This window comes from Kitasatospora misakiensis (assembly GCF_042656005.1).
GTDB classification, from domain to species: Bacteria; Actinomycetota; Actinomycetes; order Streptomycetales; family Streptomycetaceae; genus Kitasatospora; species Kitasatospora misakiensis.
The window spans coordinates 73099-88878 of record NZ_JBHSOF010000023.1 but is presented as its reverse complement, the minus strand read 5'-3'; the positions used below and the strand labels follow the sequence as shown (position 1 = coordinate 88878).

Here is a 15780-nt window from a genome sequence, read left to right as displayed (position 1 = left end):
GCGCGGGCCCGGTCGGCCGGATTCAGTCGGCCGACCCGCTGAGCCGCTCGCCGATCGTCCGCAGTCCCTCCAGGTCGTGGACGTCCCCGGGCAGCGCGGCGACCTCGACGATCGGCACGTCCGGGTAGACCGAGACGAAGCGGTCGCGGGTCCGCCGTTCGCGCCCCATGACCTGCATCCGCTCGGCGTGCAGCCGCAACAGCCCGGCCGCGAGCAGCTCGGCGGCCGGCGAGGCGTGCTCCGACCCGTTCTCCTCCAGCGCCTCGGCCGCGGCGAGCGCCCGTTCGGCGGTGAGCTGCGGGGCGCCCGTGCCGTGCACCCGGTTGAGCACCAGCCCGGCCAGCGGCATCCGGTCGGCGGCCAGCCGGTCCACGAAGTACGCCGCCTCGCGCAGCGCGTCCCGCTCCGGCGCGGCCACCACCAGGAACGCCGTGCCCGGCGCCTGGAGCAGTTGGTACGTGCGGTCCGCACGCTCCCGGAAGCCGCCGAACATCGAGTCCATCGCGCTGATGAAGGTCTGGACGTCGGTCAGCAGCTGGGCGCCGAAGATTTTGCCGAGGGTGCCGGTGAACAGGCCCATCCCGACGTTGAGGAACTTCATCGCGGACCGGCCGCCGACCTTGGCCGGGGCGGTCAGGATCCGGATCACCTTGCCGTCGAGGAACGACCCGAGCCGGTTCGGCGCGTCCAGGAAGTCCAGCGCGGACCGGGACGGCGGGGTGTCGACGACGATGAGGTCCCACTCCTCGGCCGCTCGCAGCTGGCCGAGCTTCTCCATCGCCATGTACTCCTGCGTGCCCGCGAAGCCGGCCGACAGGGACTGGTAGAAGGGGTTCTCCATGATCGCGCGGGCCCGCTCGGGGTCGGCGTGGTTCAGCACGACCTCGTCGAAGGTCCGCTTCATGTCGAGCATCATGGCCTGCAGCTCGCCGTCGCCGGTCACGCCCTTGACGATCCGCGGGGTGTTGTCGAGCTCGGTCAGGCCCATCGACTGCGCCAGTCGGCGGGCCGGGTCGATGGTCAGGACGACGACCTTGCGGCCGCGTTCGGCGGCCCGCAGGCCGATCGCCGCCGCGGTGGTGGTCTTGCCGACGCCGCCGGAGCCGCAGCAGACGATGATCCGGGTCTTCGGACTGTCGATCAGCTCGTCCACGGCGAGTCGGCTGCCGCCGGCGCCCGCCCCGCCCGCGCCACCTGGTCCGCCCGTCCCGCCCGTGCCGCCCGCGCCGTTCCGTCCGGTCGTACCGGTCCGCCCGCTCACGCTGCCCCCTGACGCTTCAGTTCGCCCGCCAGCCGGTAGAGCGCACCCAGGTCCACACCCTCGCCCAGCAGCGGAAGTTCGTAGGTCGGGAGCTTCAGGTGCTGCAGGTCGGCGCGCCGGGCGCGCTCCAGCTCCACCCGCTCGGCGTGCTCCCTGGCCTGCTCCAGCAGCGGGTCGATCAGCGGATCGACCGCCGCCCGGACGGTCTCCGGCTTGCGCGAGCGGCCCCCGAGACCCGCCTCGCCGAGGGCCAGCGCGACCTCCTCGCGGTGGTCGCCGCTCACCGCGGCCACCGCCGCCGCGTCCAGCACCGGCGGCCGGACCATGTTGACCAGCACGCCGCCCACCGGCAGACCGGCCTCGCGCAGCTCGGCGAAGCCGTCGACGGTCTCCTGGACCGGCATCTCCTCCAGCAGGGTGACCAGGTGGACGGCGGTCTCCGCCGACTTCAGCACCCGCATCACGGCCTGCGCCTGGCTGTGGATCGGCCCTATCCGGGCGAGGCCGGCCACCTCGGAGTTGACGTTCAGGAACCGGGTGATCCGACCGGTCGGCGGCGCGTCCATCACCACCGCGTCGTAGGTCCGCCGGCCGTCCGGGCCCTTGCGGCGGGCGGCCTCGCAGGCCTTGCCGGTCAGCAGCACGTCCCGGACGCCGGGGGCGATGGTGGTCGCGAAGTCGACGAACCCGACCTTCTGCAGCGCCTTCCCGGCCCGGCCGAGCTTGTAGAACATGTCGAGGTACTCGAGCAGGGCCTGCTCGGTGTCGATGGCGAGCGCGTGCAGCTCGCCACCACCGGAGCCGCCCGTTCCGCCCGTCCCGCCGGCCCCGCCCGTGCCGCCGGCGGCGCCTGTCGGGCCGTCGGCCGGCAGGCCCAGCTGCGCCGGGGTGACGGTGGCGATCCGGCGCTCCTCGTACGGGAGTGCCGCTATCCCGAACAGCTCGGCGATGCCCTGCCGGCCCTCCACCTCGATCAGCAGGGTCCGGCGGCCTTCCGCGGCGAGCGCCAGTGCCAGCGCCGCGGCCACGGTGGTCTTCCCGGTCCCGCCCTTGCCGCTGACCACGTGCAACCGCACGCCCTCCCAGTCGGGATCGCGCCGGGCCGCCTGGCCGGGGGTGCGTGCCACGCTCCGTCTCCGTCCGTCTCCGAGGGCCGGCACCACGCAGGTGCCCTCCCGCGAGGGTAACCAGGGACCGCGCCGGATGCCGGGACTACCCGGGGGGCCGGACCTGAATCATGCCCGGTTTGTGGTCCACCTCACACACGCGAGCACGCCCGGGCGCGGACCGGGGCCGTTCGCCGGGGCGGAACGTCTAGAGTCTGGCCATGACCAAGTGGGAATACATGACGGCACCTCTGCTGGTGCACGCCACCAAGCAGATCCTGGACAACTTCGGCCACGACGGCTGGGAGCTGGTCCAGGTCGTACCGGGCCCGAACCCGGAGCAGCTGGTGGCCTACTTCAAGCGGGAGAAGCAGGCATGAGCAAGGTCGAGGAGAAGCTGGCCGAGCTGGGTCTGACCCTGCCGCCGGTGGCCGCCCCGGTCGCCGCCTACGTGCCGGCCCTGCGCACCGGTGACTTCGTCTTCACCTCCGGCCAGCTGCCGATGGTGGCGGGCAAGCTCCCGAACACCGGTAAGGTCGGCGCCGAGGTCACCCCGGAGGAGGCCAAGGAGCTCGCGCAGATCTGCGCGCTGAACGCCCTGGCCGCCGTGAAGTCGGCAATCGGTGACCTCGACCTGGTCGAGCAGGTCGTCAAGGTGGTCGGCTTCGTCGCCTCCGCCCCCGACTTCACCGGCCAGCCCGGTGTGATCAACGGCGCGAGCGAGCTGTTCGGCAAGGTGCTCGGCGAGGCGGGCATGCACGCCCGCAGCGCGGTCGGCGTCACCGTGCTGCCGCTGGACGCCCCGGTCGAGGTCGAGGTCCAGGTCCGCGTCCGCGCCGGAGCCTGACCGGCCGGACCCCGCCGCCCGCCCGGTTGCCCCGGACGCCCCGGCTGCCCCGGACACCCCTGGACCCGTACGGCGTCCGGGGTGTCCGCGGGGTCCGGGGCGTCCGTGTGTCGTGGGACGAACCGCCGGGAGCGGGCCGGACAACCGATCACCCCTGTCCAAGCCCGCCCCCGGGCGCTTAGCATCCGGGCATGGACCAGCGAGCAACGACGCTCCCGATGCCGCCCGGCTGGCCCGCCCGGATCAGGGCGGCCGACGCGGGTGAGCTGACCCCGCCCGTGCCCAGGCCGTCCGCCACCGTGGTGCTGCTCCGCGACACCGACAGCAACGCCGGCAGCGACGCCGCAAGCGACGCCGACAGCGACAGCGACACCGGCGCGGGCGCCGGCCCCGAGGCCTACCTGCTGCGCCGCCGCCCGTCGATGGCGTTCGCCGCCGGCATGTACGCCTACCCGGGCGGCGGGGTCGACCGGCGGGACGCCGAGGCCGAGCTCGGCTGGGCCGGTCCGGGCCCGCGGGAGTGGGCCGAGCGGCTCGGCGTGGACGCCCGGACCGCGCAGGCTGTGGTCTGCGCCGCCGTCCGCGAGACCTTCGAGGAGGCCGGCGTCCTGCTGGCCGGTCCGGACGCCGACAACGTCGCCGAGCCCCGGGACTGGAGCGCCGAGCGCGCCGCCCTGGAGGCCCACGAGCTCTCCTTCGCCGACTTCCTGCGCGACCACGGGCTGCTGCTCCGCAGCGACCTGCTGGCCGGCTGGGCCCGGTGGATCACCCCGGCCTTCGAGGAGCGCCGGTACGACACCTGGTTCTTCGTCGCCGCGCTGCCGTCCGGACAGGACGCCGCCCGCGAGGTCGGCGAGGCCGACCGGGTCGCCTGGCTCACCCCGGCCGAGGCCATCAGGGGCTACGAGGAGGGCCGGTTCGGGATGCTGCCGCCCACCGTCACCGTGCTGCGCGAGCTGCTGCCGGTGCGCAGCGCCGCCGAGGCGCTGGGGGTGGCGGCGGGGCGCTCGCTGGAACCGGTGCTCGGCCGCGCCGAGGTGCACGGCGAACGACTGACCGTCCGCTGGCCGGGGTACGACGAGCTGACGATCGACGGCAGCTTCCCCGAGGAGCGCGTCGGCTGACCGCGCCCCGCCCCGCCCCCTGTCCGGAACTCCCGATCCGCCAACCAACTGCCCCCAGGTGATCAGCTCAACCGTGAGCTCACCGCAAGAGGAAAGGACCGACGCCCGATGACCCACAACGACGTGGCTCGCCGGACGGCACCCGAGATGCCCGCCCGCCGCCTGCCCTCCCGCCAACCGGCCTGTGAGATCGGCTCCGTCCGCTTCGCCGAGGTGGCCCAGCGCGCCCTCGTCCGGGCGCTGCCGGGCCGGTTGCTGCACCGACAGAGCGAGGACCGCCGGTGAGCGGACTCCTGCCGGGTGACCCCGCCGCCGCGATCGGCGGCGAGGCCACCCCCCGTGCGCTCTGCGTGCTGGCGCCGAACCCGTCCCCGATGACGCTGGACGGCACCAACACCTGGCTGCTCTCCGAGCCGGGCTCGGAGCTCGCCGTGGTGATCGACCCGGGCCCGCTGCACGAGGGCCATCTGCGCCGGGTGATCGAGACCGCCGAGCAGCAGGGCAAGCGGGTGGCGCTCACCCTGCTCACCCACGGGCACGCCGACCACTCCGAGGGCGCGGCCCGGTTCGCCGAGCTGACCGGCACGGAGGTCCGCGCGCTGGACCCGGCGCACCGGCTCGGCTCCGAGGGCCTCACGGACGGCCAGCGCCTGGACGTCGGCGGCCTCGACCTGCGGGTGGTCGCCACCCCCGGCCACACCTCGGACTCCCTCACCTTCCACCTGCCCGCCGACGGCGCGATCCTCACCGGGGACACCGTGCTGGGCCGGGGCACCACGATGGTCGCCCACCCGGACGGCCGGCTCGGCGACTACCTCGACTCGCTGCGCCACCTGCACGGCATGGCCGCCGAGCACGGCGTGAGGACGGTGCTGCCGGGCCACGGGCCGGTGCTCGCGGACGCGCTCGGCGCGGTGGACTACTACCTGGCGCACCGGGCCGGCCGGCTGGCCCAGGTGGAGACCGCCGTCGAGGCCGGCTGCCGGACGGCGGCCGAGGTGGTGGAGCGGGTCTACGCGGACGTGGACCGCGCGCTGTGGCCGGCTGCCGAGCTGTCGGTCCGCGCCCAGCTCCAGTACCTCAGGGAGCACGGGCTCATCCCGGACTGACCGCCGGGTCCCTACGCACGGAGGGCCCGTACGCCGGAGCGTGCGGGCCCTTCGAATGCCGTGTCGGATGCCGGCGTCGGGTGCCGTGCGGAGCTCGGACGACTGTGGTCCAGCCGTCCAGCCGTCCAGCCGTCCAGCCGTCCAGCCGTCCCGCCGTCGCGGACTAGCGCGAGCGGCGGGAGAGCCGCTCGACGTCCAGCAGGACGACCGCGCGGGCCTCCAGCTTCAGCCAGCCGCGGCCGGCGAAGTCGGCGAGCGCCTTGTTGACCGTCTCGCGGGAGGCGCCGACCAGCTGGGCCAGCTCCTCCTGGGTGAGGTCGTGGGCGACGTGGATGCCCTCCTCGGACTGCACGCCGAAGCGGCGGGAGAGGTCCAGCAGGGCCTTGGCGACACGCCCGGGCACGTCGGAGAAGACCAGGTCGGACATCACGTCGTTGGTCCGGCGCAGGCGGCGGGCGATGGCGCGCAGCAGCGCGATCGAGACCTCGGGACGGGCGTGCAGCCAGGGCTGGAGGTCGCCGTGGCCGAGGCCCAGCAGCTTGACCTCGGTCAGCGCGCTGGCGGTGGCGGTGCGCGGGCCCGGGTCGAACAGCGACAGCTCGCCGATCATCTCGCTGGGGCCGAGGACGGCGAGCATGTTCTCGCGGCCGTCCGGCGAGGCACGGTGCAGCTTGACCTTGCCCTCGGCGACGACGTACAGCCGGTCGCCCGGGTCGCCCTCGTGGAAGAGCGACTCGCCGCGGGCGAGCGTCACCTCGGTCATGGAAGCGCGCAGCTCGCCGGCCTGTTCGTCGTCGAGTGCCGCGAAGAGTGCGGCGCGCCGCAGAACGTCGTCCACGTGCTTCCTCCTTCTCGGCCGGCCGGCCGTCAAGCCCTCCGGCACAAGTTCGTACAGTGCTCTGCATCACCAAGCATGGCGCATGTCGCTCCGATCATATGAGGAGGGGGTGTGTCGAGGGATGCTGCGCGGGGCCATTCGTACCGCTGGAACCGCCCTGGCCGCCGCGCCCGGCCGTCGGCTCGGCCCGTTGGTGGGGCTGCGGGCGGGGGTCAGCCGACCCGGCCGGCCGCGTCCGCGGCGAGCAGGGCGTCGGCGACGGCGGTACGGGCGTGCAGGACGGCGTGTCCGGCCCGTTGTGCGCTGGTCAGCCCGGCCGCGCGCAGGGCGGTGAGGTGCTGGGAGGTCCCGGCGGTGGAGAGCCCGGTGCGCCGGGCCAGCTCGGTGGTGGAGGCCGGCGCGTCCAGTTCGGCGAGCAGCCGGGCCCGGGAACGCCCGAGGACGGCGGCGAGCGCCTCCGCGGGGTCGGCGGCCGGACCGGACTCCCAGAGCGTGGCGACACCGCGCGCCGGATAGGCGAGCTGCGGCGGATCCGGCGGCAGCGTCCGGGTCAGCACCCGGGGCCAGGCGAACGCCGACGGCACCAGCACCAGACCGGCCCCGGCGTCCAGCCGCTGGACCGCGCAGTGCCGCTGCTCCAGGCGGAGTGCGCCGCCGTCCCAGCGGACCGTCTCGTGCAGGTCGTCGAGGACGCGGGCGGGGCCGTGCCCGGCCGCCAGGCGGGCGCGGTGCAGGACGTCGGCGTCCAGCAGCGCACGGATCCTGGCCCAGTGCGGCTCCAGCGCGAACTCCCAGTACGCCTCGATGTCGGCCGTCAGGAGGGGCAGCCGACCGACCGGGTCGCGGTGCAGGGGTTCGAGCACGGCCGGCAGCCGGCCGCCCCGCTCGGCGGCCATGAGGTCGAGGTCGGCCCGGACCTGGCCGGGCGGGGTCGCGGCGATCACGGCCAGTTCCTCGGCGAGCGAGGGGGCGGCGGTGGCGGGGACGGGCGTGAGGAAGTCCGGCAGGTGGCCGACGGCCGGGACCAGCGCGGCCAGCCGTCGCAGTGCGGGCCCGGCGGCGGTCGCCGCGGGGCGGACCTGCGCGGCCCAGGGCCTGTGCAGCGCGGGGACGGCCGGTCCGGCCAGCGCCCGGAGGCTGGTCACCACCTCCCACATGGGGGAGACGGCGAACCTGGTCCGTGCCAGGTCGTCCGTCGAGAACGTGAGTTCGCTCCGCATCGAGGCCCGCCCTCCCTCCCGCTCCGGCCCAGGATTCGGTCTCAGCTTAATCAGTGGAGGGCGCCCGCCTGTCGGCCGCAGGATGACGACGTCGCGTAGCCGCCGGCGGCGGCGGGTGCGTCGCCTGAAGTCTTGGCGAAGTCCTCCCGAACTGAACTCCGCCTGGCACCTCCCGAGCTCTGCCCGACACCTCCCGAAGTCCGCCCGACACCTTTCCGAAGTCCTCCCGAACCGAAAGCCGGTGACCCCTCATGACCACGTCCACCCCGCTCCCGCCGTCCACCCTCCGCGCGCGGGCCGAGCGGCTGCGGGCGCTGGTCGCGGACGGCGTGCTCGTCCTGCCGAACGCCTGGGACGCCGGGAGCGCCGCCGTGATCGCCTCGGCCGGCGCCCACGCGATCGCCACCACCAGCGGCGGCCTCTCCTGGTCGCTGGGCCGGGGCGACGGCCAGCGCCTCGACCGCGCGACGGCCGTCGAGGCCGCCCGCCGGGTCGTCGCCGCCGTCGACTTGCCGGTCACCGTGGACGCCGAGGGCGGCTACGGGCCCGCGCCCGCCGATGTCGCCGAGACCGTCCGGGCCCTGATCGGGGCGGGCGCGGTCGGCGTCAACCTGGAGGACTCGACGGCGGTCGGCGGCCCGCTGTTCACGGTGGCCGAGCAGGCCGAGCGGCTGCGTGCGGCGCGGTCGGCGGCGGAGGCGGCGGGCCTGCCGGAGCTGCTGGTCAACGCCCGGACGGACGTCTTCCTGTTCGGGCTGGGCGGGCTCGACGACGTGCTCGTCCGCGCTGAGGCGTACGCGGCAGCGGGCGCGGACGGCCTCTTCGTGCCCGGTCTGCTGGACCTCGACGCGCTGGCCGCGCTCTGCGCGCGCTCGCCGCTGCCGGTCAACGCGATGGCCGTGGCCGGCGGGCCGAGCGTCGCCGAACTCGCCGCCGCCGGGGTGCGCCGGATCAGCGTGGGCACCGCCCTGACGCAGCTCGCCTACACCGCCGCCCGCCGGGCGGCCGCCGAACTGCTCGGGTCCGGCGTCCTGACGGAGCCGGCCGGTGCGCTCGGCTACGGCGACGTGGACGCGCTGTTCCACGGCTGACGGGCGCGCGGGTTCGCGCCCGCGCCGCCGTTGCCGTCGCGCGCGCCGGTGCCATCCCCGCCGCGGTCGGTCGGTCATCGGTCATCGGTCATCGGTCACCGGAGCGAACGGTCCTGGCCGATCCGCCGCAGGAGCGCGGTCGTCCGGCGTAGCCTTCACGCATGGCAGAGAGCAAGGTCCGGACGACCGCGTCTGCGGGGCAGCCGGTGGGGAAGGCCGTCGGGGCGCGCAAGCCCGAGTCACGGCTGGCGATGGTGCGGCGGGCGCGGAGGATCAACCGGGAGCTGGCGGAGCTGTATCCGTACGCGCACCCGGAGCTGGACTTCGAGAACCCCTTCCAACTGCTGGTGGCCACCGTGCTGTCGGCGCAGACCACCGACCTGCGGGTGAACCAGACGACACCGGCGCTGTTCGCGAAGTACCCGACGCCGGAGGACATGGCGGCGGCGAACCCGGCGGAGCTGGAGGAGATCATCCGGCCGACCGGATTCTTCCGGAACAAGGCGAAGTCGCTGATCGGCCTCTCGATCGCGCTGCGCGACGAGTTCGGCGGCGAGGTCCCCGGCCGGCTGGCGGACCTGGTCACCCTCCCCGGGGTCGGCCGCAAGACCGCCAACGTCGTCCTCGGCAACGCCTTCGGCGTCCCCGGGATCACCGTGGACACCCACTTCGGCCGCCTGGCCCGCCGGTTCGGCTGGACGGCCGAGGAGGACCCGGTGAAGGTCGAGGCGGCGGTCGCGGAGATCTTCCCGAAGTCCGAGTGGACGATGCTCTCGCACCGCGTGGTCTTCCACGGCCGGCGGATCTGCCACTCCCAGAAGCCGGCCTGCGGGGCCTGCCCGATCGCCCCGCTCTGCCCCTCCTACGGGGAGGGCGTGACCGATCCCGAGAAGGCGAAGAAGCTGCTGAAGTACGAGATGGGCGGACAGCCGGGCCAGCGGCTGCGCCCGCCCGCCGACTTCCCCGGTGAGGCCGCCGCCCGCGCGGACGCCGCCGCGCACCACGGCGAGGTCGCCGACCTGGCGGTGGCCGAGTGAGCGGCCTGGGGGCGGTGCGGGCGGTCGAACGGGACGGGTTGCCGACCTGGCTGGAGCCGGTCCGGGACGCGGCCGAGCGGGTGCTGCCCGAGCAGCTGAGCCGCTTCCTGCCGCCGGACGAGGGCGGCCGCGCGGCCGCCGTGCTGATGCTCTTCGGCGAGGGCGCGTCCGGGCCGGACCTGCTGCTCATCGAACGGGCGCGTTCGCTGCGCTCGCACGCCGGCCAGCCGTCCTTCCCGGGCGGTGCGCTGGACCCGGAGGACGGTGACCCGGCGGGGCCCGGGCCGGTGGCGGCGGCGCTGCGCGAGGCCTGGGAGGAGACCGGCCTGGACCCGGACGGGGTGCAGGTGTTCGCGACGCTGCCCGCGCTGTACATCCCGGTCAGCCGGTTCGTGGTGACCCCGGTGCTCGGCTGGTGGCGCGAGGAGTCGCCGGTCCGGCCGGTGGACCTGGGGGAGACCGGCGCGGTGTTCCGGGTGCCGATCGAGGAGCTGACCGACCCGGCCAACCGGGCCAGGCTGCGGCACCCGTCCGGGCACATGGGGCCGGCCTTCGCGGTCGGCGGCCGGCTGGTCTGGGGCTTCACCGCCGGGGTGATCGACCGGGTGCTGCACCACAGCGGGCTGGAGCGCCCGTGGGACGCCGACCGGATCGTCGAGCTCTCGGACGAGGCGCTGGACCTCGTGCAGGGCGACCAGGAACGTTCCCGCGCGGTGCTCGGCCGCGACGCCGGGGCGAAGTGAACCGGACGGCGGCGGTCGGATTCGTCGGTCGTCCACCCGGCCGGGTGGTCCGGCGTGGGAGGGTGTCCGGGTGAATGTCCTGGATGTGCTGTTGATCGCCGCCGCGATCGGATTCGCCGTGTCGGGCTACCGGCAGGGCTTCGTGGTCGGCGTGCTGTCGGTCCTCGGCTTCCTGGGCGGCGGCCTGCTCGCCGTCCAACTGCTGCCGCTGCTGCTCGACCACCTCAGCCCCGGGACGACCGCCTCGGTGATCGCCGTGGTGGTGGTGATCGTGCTGGCGGCGATCGGCCAGGCGATCACCACGCACTTCGGCTGGAAGCTGCGCGGCCACATCGACCGCCGCCCGGCGCGGGCCCTGGACGCCGCCGGCGGCGCCGTGGTCAACGTGATCTCCATGTTGCTGGTGGCCTGGCTGATCGGCTCGGCGCTCGCCGGGACGTCCCTGCCGACCGTCTCCAAGCAGGTCCGCACCTCGGCGATCCTGAGCGGCGTCCAGGACACGCTGCCCTCCGACGCGCCCAACTGGTTCTCGGACTTCTCCAAGGTGCTCGCCCGCAACGGCTTCCCGCAGGTGTTCAACCCCTTCGAGCACGAGCCGATCACCGAGGTCGACACCCCCGACCCGGCGCTGGCCGGCAGCCCGGCGGTGACGAAGGCGCGGCAGAGCCTGGTCAAGGTCGTCGGCACCGCCACCGCCTGCGGCAAGACCCTGGAGGGCAGTGGCTTCGTCTACGCCCCGCACCGGGTGATGACCAACGCCCACGTGGTCGGCGGCGTCGACGAGCCGACCGTGCAGATCGGCGGGGTCGGCCAGCTCTACGACGCGACGGTGGTCCGCTACGACTGGCAGCGCGACATCGCCGTCCTGGACGTGCCCAAGCTGAACGCGCCGGCGCTGACCTTCGCCGGCGAGGCGAAGACCAATGACAGCGCGATCGTCGCGGGCTTCCCCGAGAACGGCGCCTTCAACGTCCAGCCGGCCCGCATCCGCGGCCGGATCCAGGCCAACGGCCCGGACATCTACCACCGCGGCCAGGTCGTCCGCGACGTCTACTCGGTGCGCTCGCTGGTGCGCCAGGGCAACAGCGGCGGCCCGCTGCTGACGCCGGACGGCCAGGTGTACGGGATGGTGTTCGCCAAGTCGCTGGACAGTGCGGACACCGGGTACGTGCTGACCGCGGCCGAGGTGCGGGAGGACGCCGAGCATGGCAGCGGGGCCTCGGCCCGGGTGGACACCCAGGGCTGCGCGCTCTGACCCGGGCGGCCCACCGGCCCGCGTGAGCCGGTGAGCATGGGGTGGGCCTGCGGTGGGCCTGCGGTGGGCCTGCGTGAGCCTGTGAGGTGGCGGGTGGCGGGTGGCGGGCGGCGGGTCAGGTGTCGCGGCGGAGCCGGGCGCCCACCCAACGGGCGCGCCGACCGAGGATCCGCGGGATGCCGAGCCGGCGCTGCGCCGAGCGGGGGTGGCCGTCCGCACCGTCGAAGCCGCCGTCGTAGCCGCTGTCGAAGCCGTGGTCGTCCGCCCACTCGGATCGGTGGGCGGAACGCTGCGAGCTGTTGCTGTGCTGTCGGCCGCGCGGGGCGCTGCCGCGATCGGGCATCCAGGTCATACCGCAATGGATGCCCCTGGGCCGACGGGGGTAACCGCCCGTCGGGCTATCAACGTGGCCTATGCGTTTGTCATATGAACGTCATCTCGGGGGAGTTGGGACCTTCGCTCCGGTTCCCCCGTTCGGACGCCGGGACCTTGTGTCCCGTTCCGCGTTTCCCACTCCGCGGCCCTTGCGCGGCGTCGGCCCCCGTACCGCCTCGGCCCCTGCGCCGTCCCAGCCCCCGCGCCGTCTCAGTCGTTGTGTCGGCCGATCCAGTCCAGCAGCTCGGCGGTGAACTGCTCCGGCGCCTCCTCGTGCGGGAAGTGCCCGATCCCGGGCATGAGCCGCCAGCGGTACGGCGCGGCCACGTACTCGCCGCCGCCCAGCGCGGTGTGCGACAGCAGCACCGGATCCGCCGCCCCCTGGATGTGCAGGGTCGGCGCGGTGATCGGCTTCTTCATCCGGCGGGCGAACTGGATGCCGTCCGGCCGGGCCATCGAGCGCAGCAGCCACCGGTACGGCTCGATCGAGCAGTGCGCGGTGCTGGGGATCCGGATCGCCTGCCGGTACGCGGCCACCGCCGCGCGGTCCAACTGGTTGCGGCCCGTCCAGGCGTCCAGGTAGCGGCCGACCAGCGCCGCGTCGTCGGCCACCAGGCGGCGCTCCGGTATCCACGGCCGCTGGAAGCTCAGCACGTGCTCGAAGGCGGCCATCTGCCGGCGGTCGGTCAGCAGCGCCCGGCGGAGGTCCCGGGGGTGCGCGGCGGAGACCACGGTGAGGCTCTGGATCACCGAGGGCCGCATCACGGCCGCCACCCAGGAGAGCGTGCCGCCGGAGGCGTGGCCGACCAGGTGCGCCCGGTTCTCGCCGAGGGAGCGGATCACCCCGGTGATGTCCAGCGCGAGGTTGCCCGGGTCGTAGCCGCGCGGGGTGCGGTCGCTGCCGCCGATGCCGCGCAGGTCCAGGGCGACGGCCCGGTAGCCGGCCTTGGCGAGCGCGGTCAGCTGGTGGCGCCAGGCCCACCAGTACTGCGGCCAGCCGTGCACCAGCAGGACCAGCGGGCCCTCGCCGAGCTCGGCGATGTGGAACCGGGCGCCGTTGGCGGCGAGGTCGCGGTGGGTCCACGGCCCGGCCTGCCGGACGTCCCAGGCGGCGCCGGGCGTGCCGTTGGAGTCGCCGCCGTCACCGGGGACGCCGTCGCCGGGGACGGTGCCGCCGGGGACGCCGTCGCCGGGGACGGTGCCGCCGGGGACGGTGCCGCCGGGGACGGTGTCGCCGGAGCTGGCGGACGGCTGTGCGGGCACGGGCTTCTGGTCGAGCGACATACCGAGAGCGTGTCACATCCGCGCGCCGGACACGTGCCCGGCACGGGCACGCGTCCGGTCGTCTGTCCGGCGGCGTGTCTTGCGGAGTGTCTTGCGGCGTGTCCGGACGCGGCGGCCGGGGCTACGGGATGCGGCCCAGGGCGCGGTCGATCTCCTCCTGGGTGGCGGGACGCGGCCGCGCGTTCTTCAGGACGTCGGCGGTCTTCTGCGCGCCCTCAATGGTCCGGACCGGCTTCTCGATCTTCTTGAACGAACGCAGCGCCAGCAGGCCCAGCAGCACGGCCAGCAGCAGGTACGCGCCGGCCACGATCAGGAACGACCAGCCGAGCGAGAGCCCCAGGGCGTGGATGCCGAACGCCGCGGCGGCGCTCAGCATCGGCACGGCGGCCAGCGCCACCACGCCGGCGACGCCCAGCGAGACGCCGCCGGAGACGCCGCGCTTGACGTCGGCGCGGATCTCGGCCTTGGCGAGCGCGATCTCGTCGTGGACCAGGGCGGACAGGTCGGCGGTGGCCGCGGCGAACAGCTGCCCCACCGAACGCTCGCCCTCGTAGGGCGCCCGGCCGTTGCTGGACGGGTCTGCGGCTCCTGCGGGCATCAGCGATTCTCCTCTTCGGCCGTGCGGCGGGTGACGCCGCCGCACGGTGCGGCTCCCGGGCTCTTCCGGGGGACCGGGTCTGGCCCGGCGGCGTCGGTGGACTGTCGACAGTTCAGAATCATGCCCCTACCGGAGGAGCGGACACCACTCCGGGGCCCCCGGCGGGGGACGTGTTCCGGGCGCGGCGGCTCAATGCGATTCCCCGGGACCCTCGTCGGCCGGGTGCGTCGTCTGCTGCGCCTGTCGGGCCTGAGGGGTCTGACGGGCCGTGCGGGCCTGCCAGGCCGGGTCGTCGAGCTGGTAGACGTCGGGGATGCCGTCGCCGTCGAGGTCGCGGTCCTCCTCCTCGCACAGCTCGCGGTAGTGCCGGTTGCGCAGCTTCAGCAGCACGGTGGCGATCAGCGCGCAGAGCAGCGAACCCACCAGGACGGCCGCCTTGGCCCGGTCGGCGAGGGCCGGGTCGTCGGGGAAGGCCAGCTCGCTGATCAGCAGGGAGACCGTGAAGCCGATCCCGGCCAGCACCGAGACGGCGAACATGTCCGCCCATTTGAGCTGCGGGTTCAGCTCGGCGCGGGTGAAGCGGGCGGTCAGCCGGGTGCCGCCGAAGATGCCCACGGTCTTGCCGACCAGCAGGCCGAGCACGATACCGAGCGGGGTGGCCTGCGTGAACACCTCGCGCAGCGCCGGACCGGAGATCGTCACCCCGGCGGCGAACAGCGCGAACACCGGTACGGCGATTCCGGCCGAGAGCGGTCGGACCAGGTGCTCGATGTGCTCGCCGGGGGAGTGCTCCTCGTCGCCCTCCCGGTGGCAGCGGAGCAGCAGGCCCATCACGACGCCCGCCACCGTGGCGTGCACGCCGCTCTCGTGCATCAGCGCCCAGATCACGAAGGCGAGCGGCACGAACAGGTACCAGCCGTGGGCCCCGCGCCGGTGCAGGAACCAGAACAGCACCAGTCCGGCGAAGGCCAGTCCGAGCGCCCAGAACTTGATGCCGGAGCTGTAGAAGATCGCGATGATCAGGATCGCGATCAGGTCGTCCACCACGGCGAGGGTGAGCAGGAAGGCGCGCAGCGCCGAGGGCAGGTGGCTGCCGACCACGGCGAGCACGCCGAGCGCGAAGGCGATGTCGGTGGCGGTCGGGATGGCCCAGCCGCCCGGATGCCCGCCGGGGCCGGCGTTGGCGAGGGCGAACACGATCGCGGGCAGGGCGACACCGCAGACGGCGGCGATCACGGGGAGCACCGCGGCGCTGGGGCTGCGCAGTTCGCCCGCCACGAACTCGCGCTTGAGCTCGATGCCGGCCACGAAGAAGAAGATCGTCAGCAGCCCGTCCTTGGCCCAGGCGTCCAGGGTGAGGTCCAGGTGGAGCGGGGCGGAGGGGCCGACGGTGTAGTCCAGGACGGATTCGTAGGCGGCCGGCCAGACGTTGGCCCAGATCAGCGCGACGACCGCGGCGGCGAGCAGCAGCACGCCGCCGACCGTTTCGGTGCGCAGCGCGTCGGTGATGTAGGTGCGCTCGGGGAGGGACAGCCTGCCGAGGAGCTGGCGGCGTCGGGTCGTCGGCTCGTGGACGGGCGGCTGGCTGGCCACGCGCGGCCTCCTGGGGGCGGGGACGGTGTACGGAGATGCACCGGTGGTGCATTGCCGACCAGACTTCCCGGCTCGCCCTGTGACGCGCTTCCTGATGCGTCATTGACAGTGTACTGGGAACGGGAAGGTGACATCCGGATTGTCATACTTCAGGACTTAAGCCTCGACGGCCTGTTGTGCACCCGTCCGTACGGCTGATCGGCACCCGAACGGAGTCGGTGGCATGCAGACGGGTGAACGGCTCCCTATCGTCGATCGCAGGGCCCGGGCGCCTCCGGAGCCTGTTCCTGGAACCGCGC

General features: G+C 74.3%; 17 protein-coding genes. 9 read left to right on the top strand and 8 right to left on the bottom strand.

Annotated elements, in window-relative coordinates; genetic code table 11:
* Positions 1-22: 22 nt before the first annotated feature.
* Together bagB and bagA are read right to left on the bottom strand one after the other, a co-directional pair.
* Positions 23-1261, bottom strand: a complete 1239-nt coding sequence (bagB, locus tag ACFP3U_RS19105; protein ID WP_380226770.1) for an ATPase BagB — start codon at positions 1259-1261, stop codon at positions 23-25.
* Complete coding sequence (bagA, locus tag ACFP3U_RS19100) at positions 1258-2388, bottom strand: ATPase BagA (RefSeq protein WP_380226769.1); 1131 nt, start codon at positions 2386-2388, stop codon at positions 1258-1260. Before bagA ends, bagB begins: the two co-directional genes overlap by 4 nt.
* A gap of 200 nt (positions 2389-2588) precedes the next feature.
* Between bagA and ACFP3U_RS19095 the strand changes: the two genes are divergently transcribed.
* The 5 genes from ACFP3U_RS19095 to ACFP3U_RS19075 all read left to right on the top strand — a co-directional run bounded on the left by ACFP3U_RS19095 (position 2589) and on the right by ACFP3U_RS19075 (position 5447).
* Complete coding sequence (locus tag ACFP3U_RS19095) at positions 2589-2747, top strand: DUF4177 domain-containing protein (RefSeq protein WP_093860985.1); 159 nt, start codon at positions 2589-2591, stop codon at positions 2745-2747.
* A complete protein-coding gene (locus ACFP3U_RS19090) occupies positions 2744-3214 on the top strand; it encodes a RidA family protein (protein WP_380226768.1) in 471 nt (156 codons plus the stop codon). Before ACFP3U_RS19095 ends, ACFP3U_RS19090 begins: the two co-directional genes overlap by 4 nt.
* A gap of 191 nt (positions 3215-3405) precedes the next feature.
* The gene (locus ACFP3U_RS19085) at positions 3406-4338 is read left to right on the top strand and encodes an NUDIX hydrolase (protein ID WP_380226767.1); all 933 of its coding nucleotides are present in this window, start codon (positions 3406-3408) and stop codon (positions 4336-4338) included.
* 108 nt (positions 4339-4446) lie between these two features.
* Positions 4447-4623: a hypothetical protein gene (locus ACFP3U_RS19080; RefSeq protein WP_380226766.1), complete on the top strand. Its 177-nt coding sequence runs from the start codon at positions 4447-4449 to the stop codon at positions 4621-4623.
* Entirely contained in the window at positions 4620-5447 is an 828-nt protein-coding gene (locus ACFP3U_RS19075; protein ID WP_380226765.1) for an MBL fold metallo-hydrolase, read from the top strand. Before ACFP3U_RS19080 ends, ACFP3U_RS19075 begins: the two co-directional genes overlap by 4 nt.
* Positions 5448-5610: 163 nt before the next feature.
* Here the strand turns inward: ACFP3U_RS19075 and ACFP3U_RS19070 are convergent, their stop codons facing one another.
* Both ACFP3U_RS19070 and ACFP3U_RS19065 read right to left on the bottom strand, forming a co-directional pair.
* On the bottom strand, positions 5611-6285 hold the full coding sequence (locus tag ACFP3U_RS19070) for a Crp/Fnr family transcriptional regulator (protein WP_030288117.1): 675 nt from the start codon (positions 6283-6285) through the stop codon (positions 5611-5613).
* Positions 6286-6497: 212 nt separating this feature from the next.
* Positions 6498-7505, bottom strand: a complete 1008-nt coding sequence (locus ACFP3U_RS19065) for an ArsR/SmtB family transcription factor (protein WP_380226764.1) — start codon at positions 7503-7505, stop codon at positions 6498-6500.
* 251 nt (positions 7506-7756) lie between these two features.
* Between ACFP3U_RS19065 and ACFP3U_RS19060 the strand changes: the two genes are divergently transcribed.
* From ACFP3U_RS19060 to ACFP3U_RS19045, 4 genes are all read left to right on the top strand, one after another.
* Positions 7757-8596: an isocitrate lyase/PEP mutase family protein gene (locus tag ACFP3U_RS19060; RefSeq protein ID WP_380226763.1), complete on the top strand. Its 840-nt coding sequence runs from the start codon at positions 7757-7759 to the stop codon at positions 8594-8596.
* Positions 8597-8757: 161 nt separating this feature from the next.
* Positions 8758-9633, top strand: coding sequence for an endonuclease III (gene nth, locus ACFP3U_RS19055; RefSeq protein WP_380226762.1), 876 nt, complete (start codon positions 8758-8760; stop codon positions 9631-9633).
* Positions 9630-10376 (top strand): NUDIX hydrolase, encoded by a 747-nt coding sequence (locus ACFP3U_RS19050; RefSeq protein ID WP_380226761.1) that lies wholly within the window; start codon positions 9630-9632, stop codon positions 10374-10376. Before nth ends, ACFP3U_RS19050 begins: the two co-directional genes overlap by 4 nt.
* A gap of 70 nt (positions 10377-10446) precedes the next feature.
* Entirely contained in the window at positions 10447-11631 is a 1185-nt protein-coding gene (locus ACFP3U_RS19045) for a MarP family serine protease (RefSeq protein WP_380226760.1), read from the top strand.
* A 115-nt stretch (positions 11632-11746) separates the two neighbouring features.
* Here ACFP3U_RS19045 and ACFP3U_RS19040 read toward each other — a convergent pair whose 3' ends face one another.
* The 4 genes from ACFP3U_RS19040 to nhaA all read right to left on the bottom strand — a co-directional run bounded on the left by ACFP3U_RS19040 (position 11747) and on the right by nhaA (position 15481).
* Entirely contained in the window at positions 11747-11983 is a 237-nt protein-coding gene (locus ACFP3U_RS19040) for a hypothetical protein (protein WP_380226759.1), read from the bottom strand.
* 233 nt (positions 11984-12216) lie between these two features.
* Complete coding sequence (locus ACFP3U_RS19035; RefSeq protein ID WP_380226758.1) at positions 12217-13290, bottom strand: alpha/beta fold hydrolase; 1074 nt, start codon at positions 13288-13290, stop codon at positions 12217-12219.
* A 121-nt stretch (positions 13291-13411) separates the two neighbouring features.
* The gene (locus ACFP3U_RS19030) at positions 13412-13888 is read right to left on the bottom strand and encodes a phage holin family protein (protein ID WP_037849777.1); all 477 of its coding nucleotides are present in this window, start codon (positions 13886-13888) and stop codon (positions 13412-13414) included.
* A gap of 189 nt (positions 13889-14077) precedes the next feature.
* Positions 14078-15481, bottom strand: coding sequence for a Na+/H+ antiporter NhaA (nhaA, locus tag ACFP3U_RS19025; protein ID WP_380226757.1), 1404 nt, complete (start codon positions 15479-15481; stop codon positions 14078-14080).
* Positions 15482-15780: the final 299 nt, after the last annotated feature.

Coding starts and splice junctions, on each gene's coding strand:
- ACFP3U_RS19060 (WP_380226763.1), top strand. CDS start 7,757: ATGACCACGTCCACCCCGCTCCCGCCGTCCACCCTCCGCGCGCGGGCC.
- ACFP3U_RS19095 (WP_093860985.1), top strand. CDS start 2,589: ATGACCAAGTGGGAATACATGACGGCACCTCTGCTGGTGCACGCCACC.
- ACFP3U_RS19040 (WP_380226759.1), bottom strand. CDS start 11,983: ATGACCTGGATGCCCGATCGCGGCAGCGCCCCGCGCGGCCGACAGCAC.
- ACFP3U_RS19090 (WP_380226768.1), top strand. CDS start 2,744: ATGAGCAAGGTCGAGGAGAAGCTGGCCGAGCTGGGTCTGACCCTGCCG.
- ACFP3U_RS19030 (WP_037849777.1), bottom strand. CDS start 13,888: ATGCCCGCAGGAGCCGCAGACCCGTCCAGCAACGGCCGGGCGCCCTAC.
- nth (WP_380226762.1), top strand. CDS start 8,758: ATGGCAGAGAGCAAGGTCCGGACGACCGCGTCTGCGGGGCAGCCGGTG.
- ACFP3U_RS19080 (WP_380226766.1), top strand. CDS start 4,447: ATGACCCACAACGACGTGGCTCGCCGGACGGCACCCGAGATGCCCGCC.
- ACFP3U_RS19085 (WP_380226767.1), top strand. CDS start 3,406: ATGGACCAGCGAGCAACGACGCTCCCGATGCCGCCCGGCTGGCCCGCC.
- ACFP3U_RS19065 (WP_380226764.1), bottom strand. CDS start 7,505: ATGCGGAGCGAACTCACGTTCTCGACGGACGACCTGGCACGGACCAGG.
- ACFP3U_RS19035 (WP_380226758.1), bottom strand. CDS start 13,290: ATGTCGCTCGACCAGAAGCCCGTGCCCGCACAGCCGTCCGCCAGCTCC.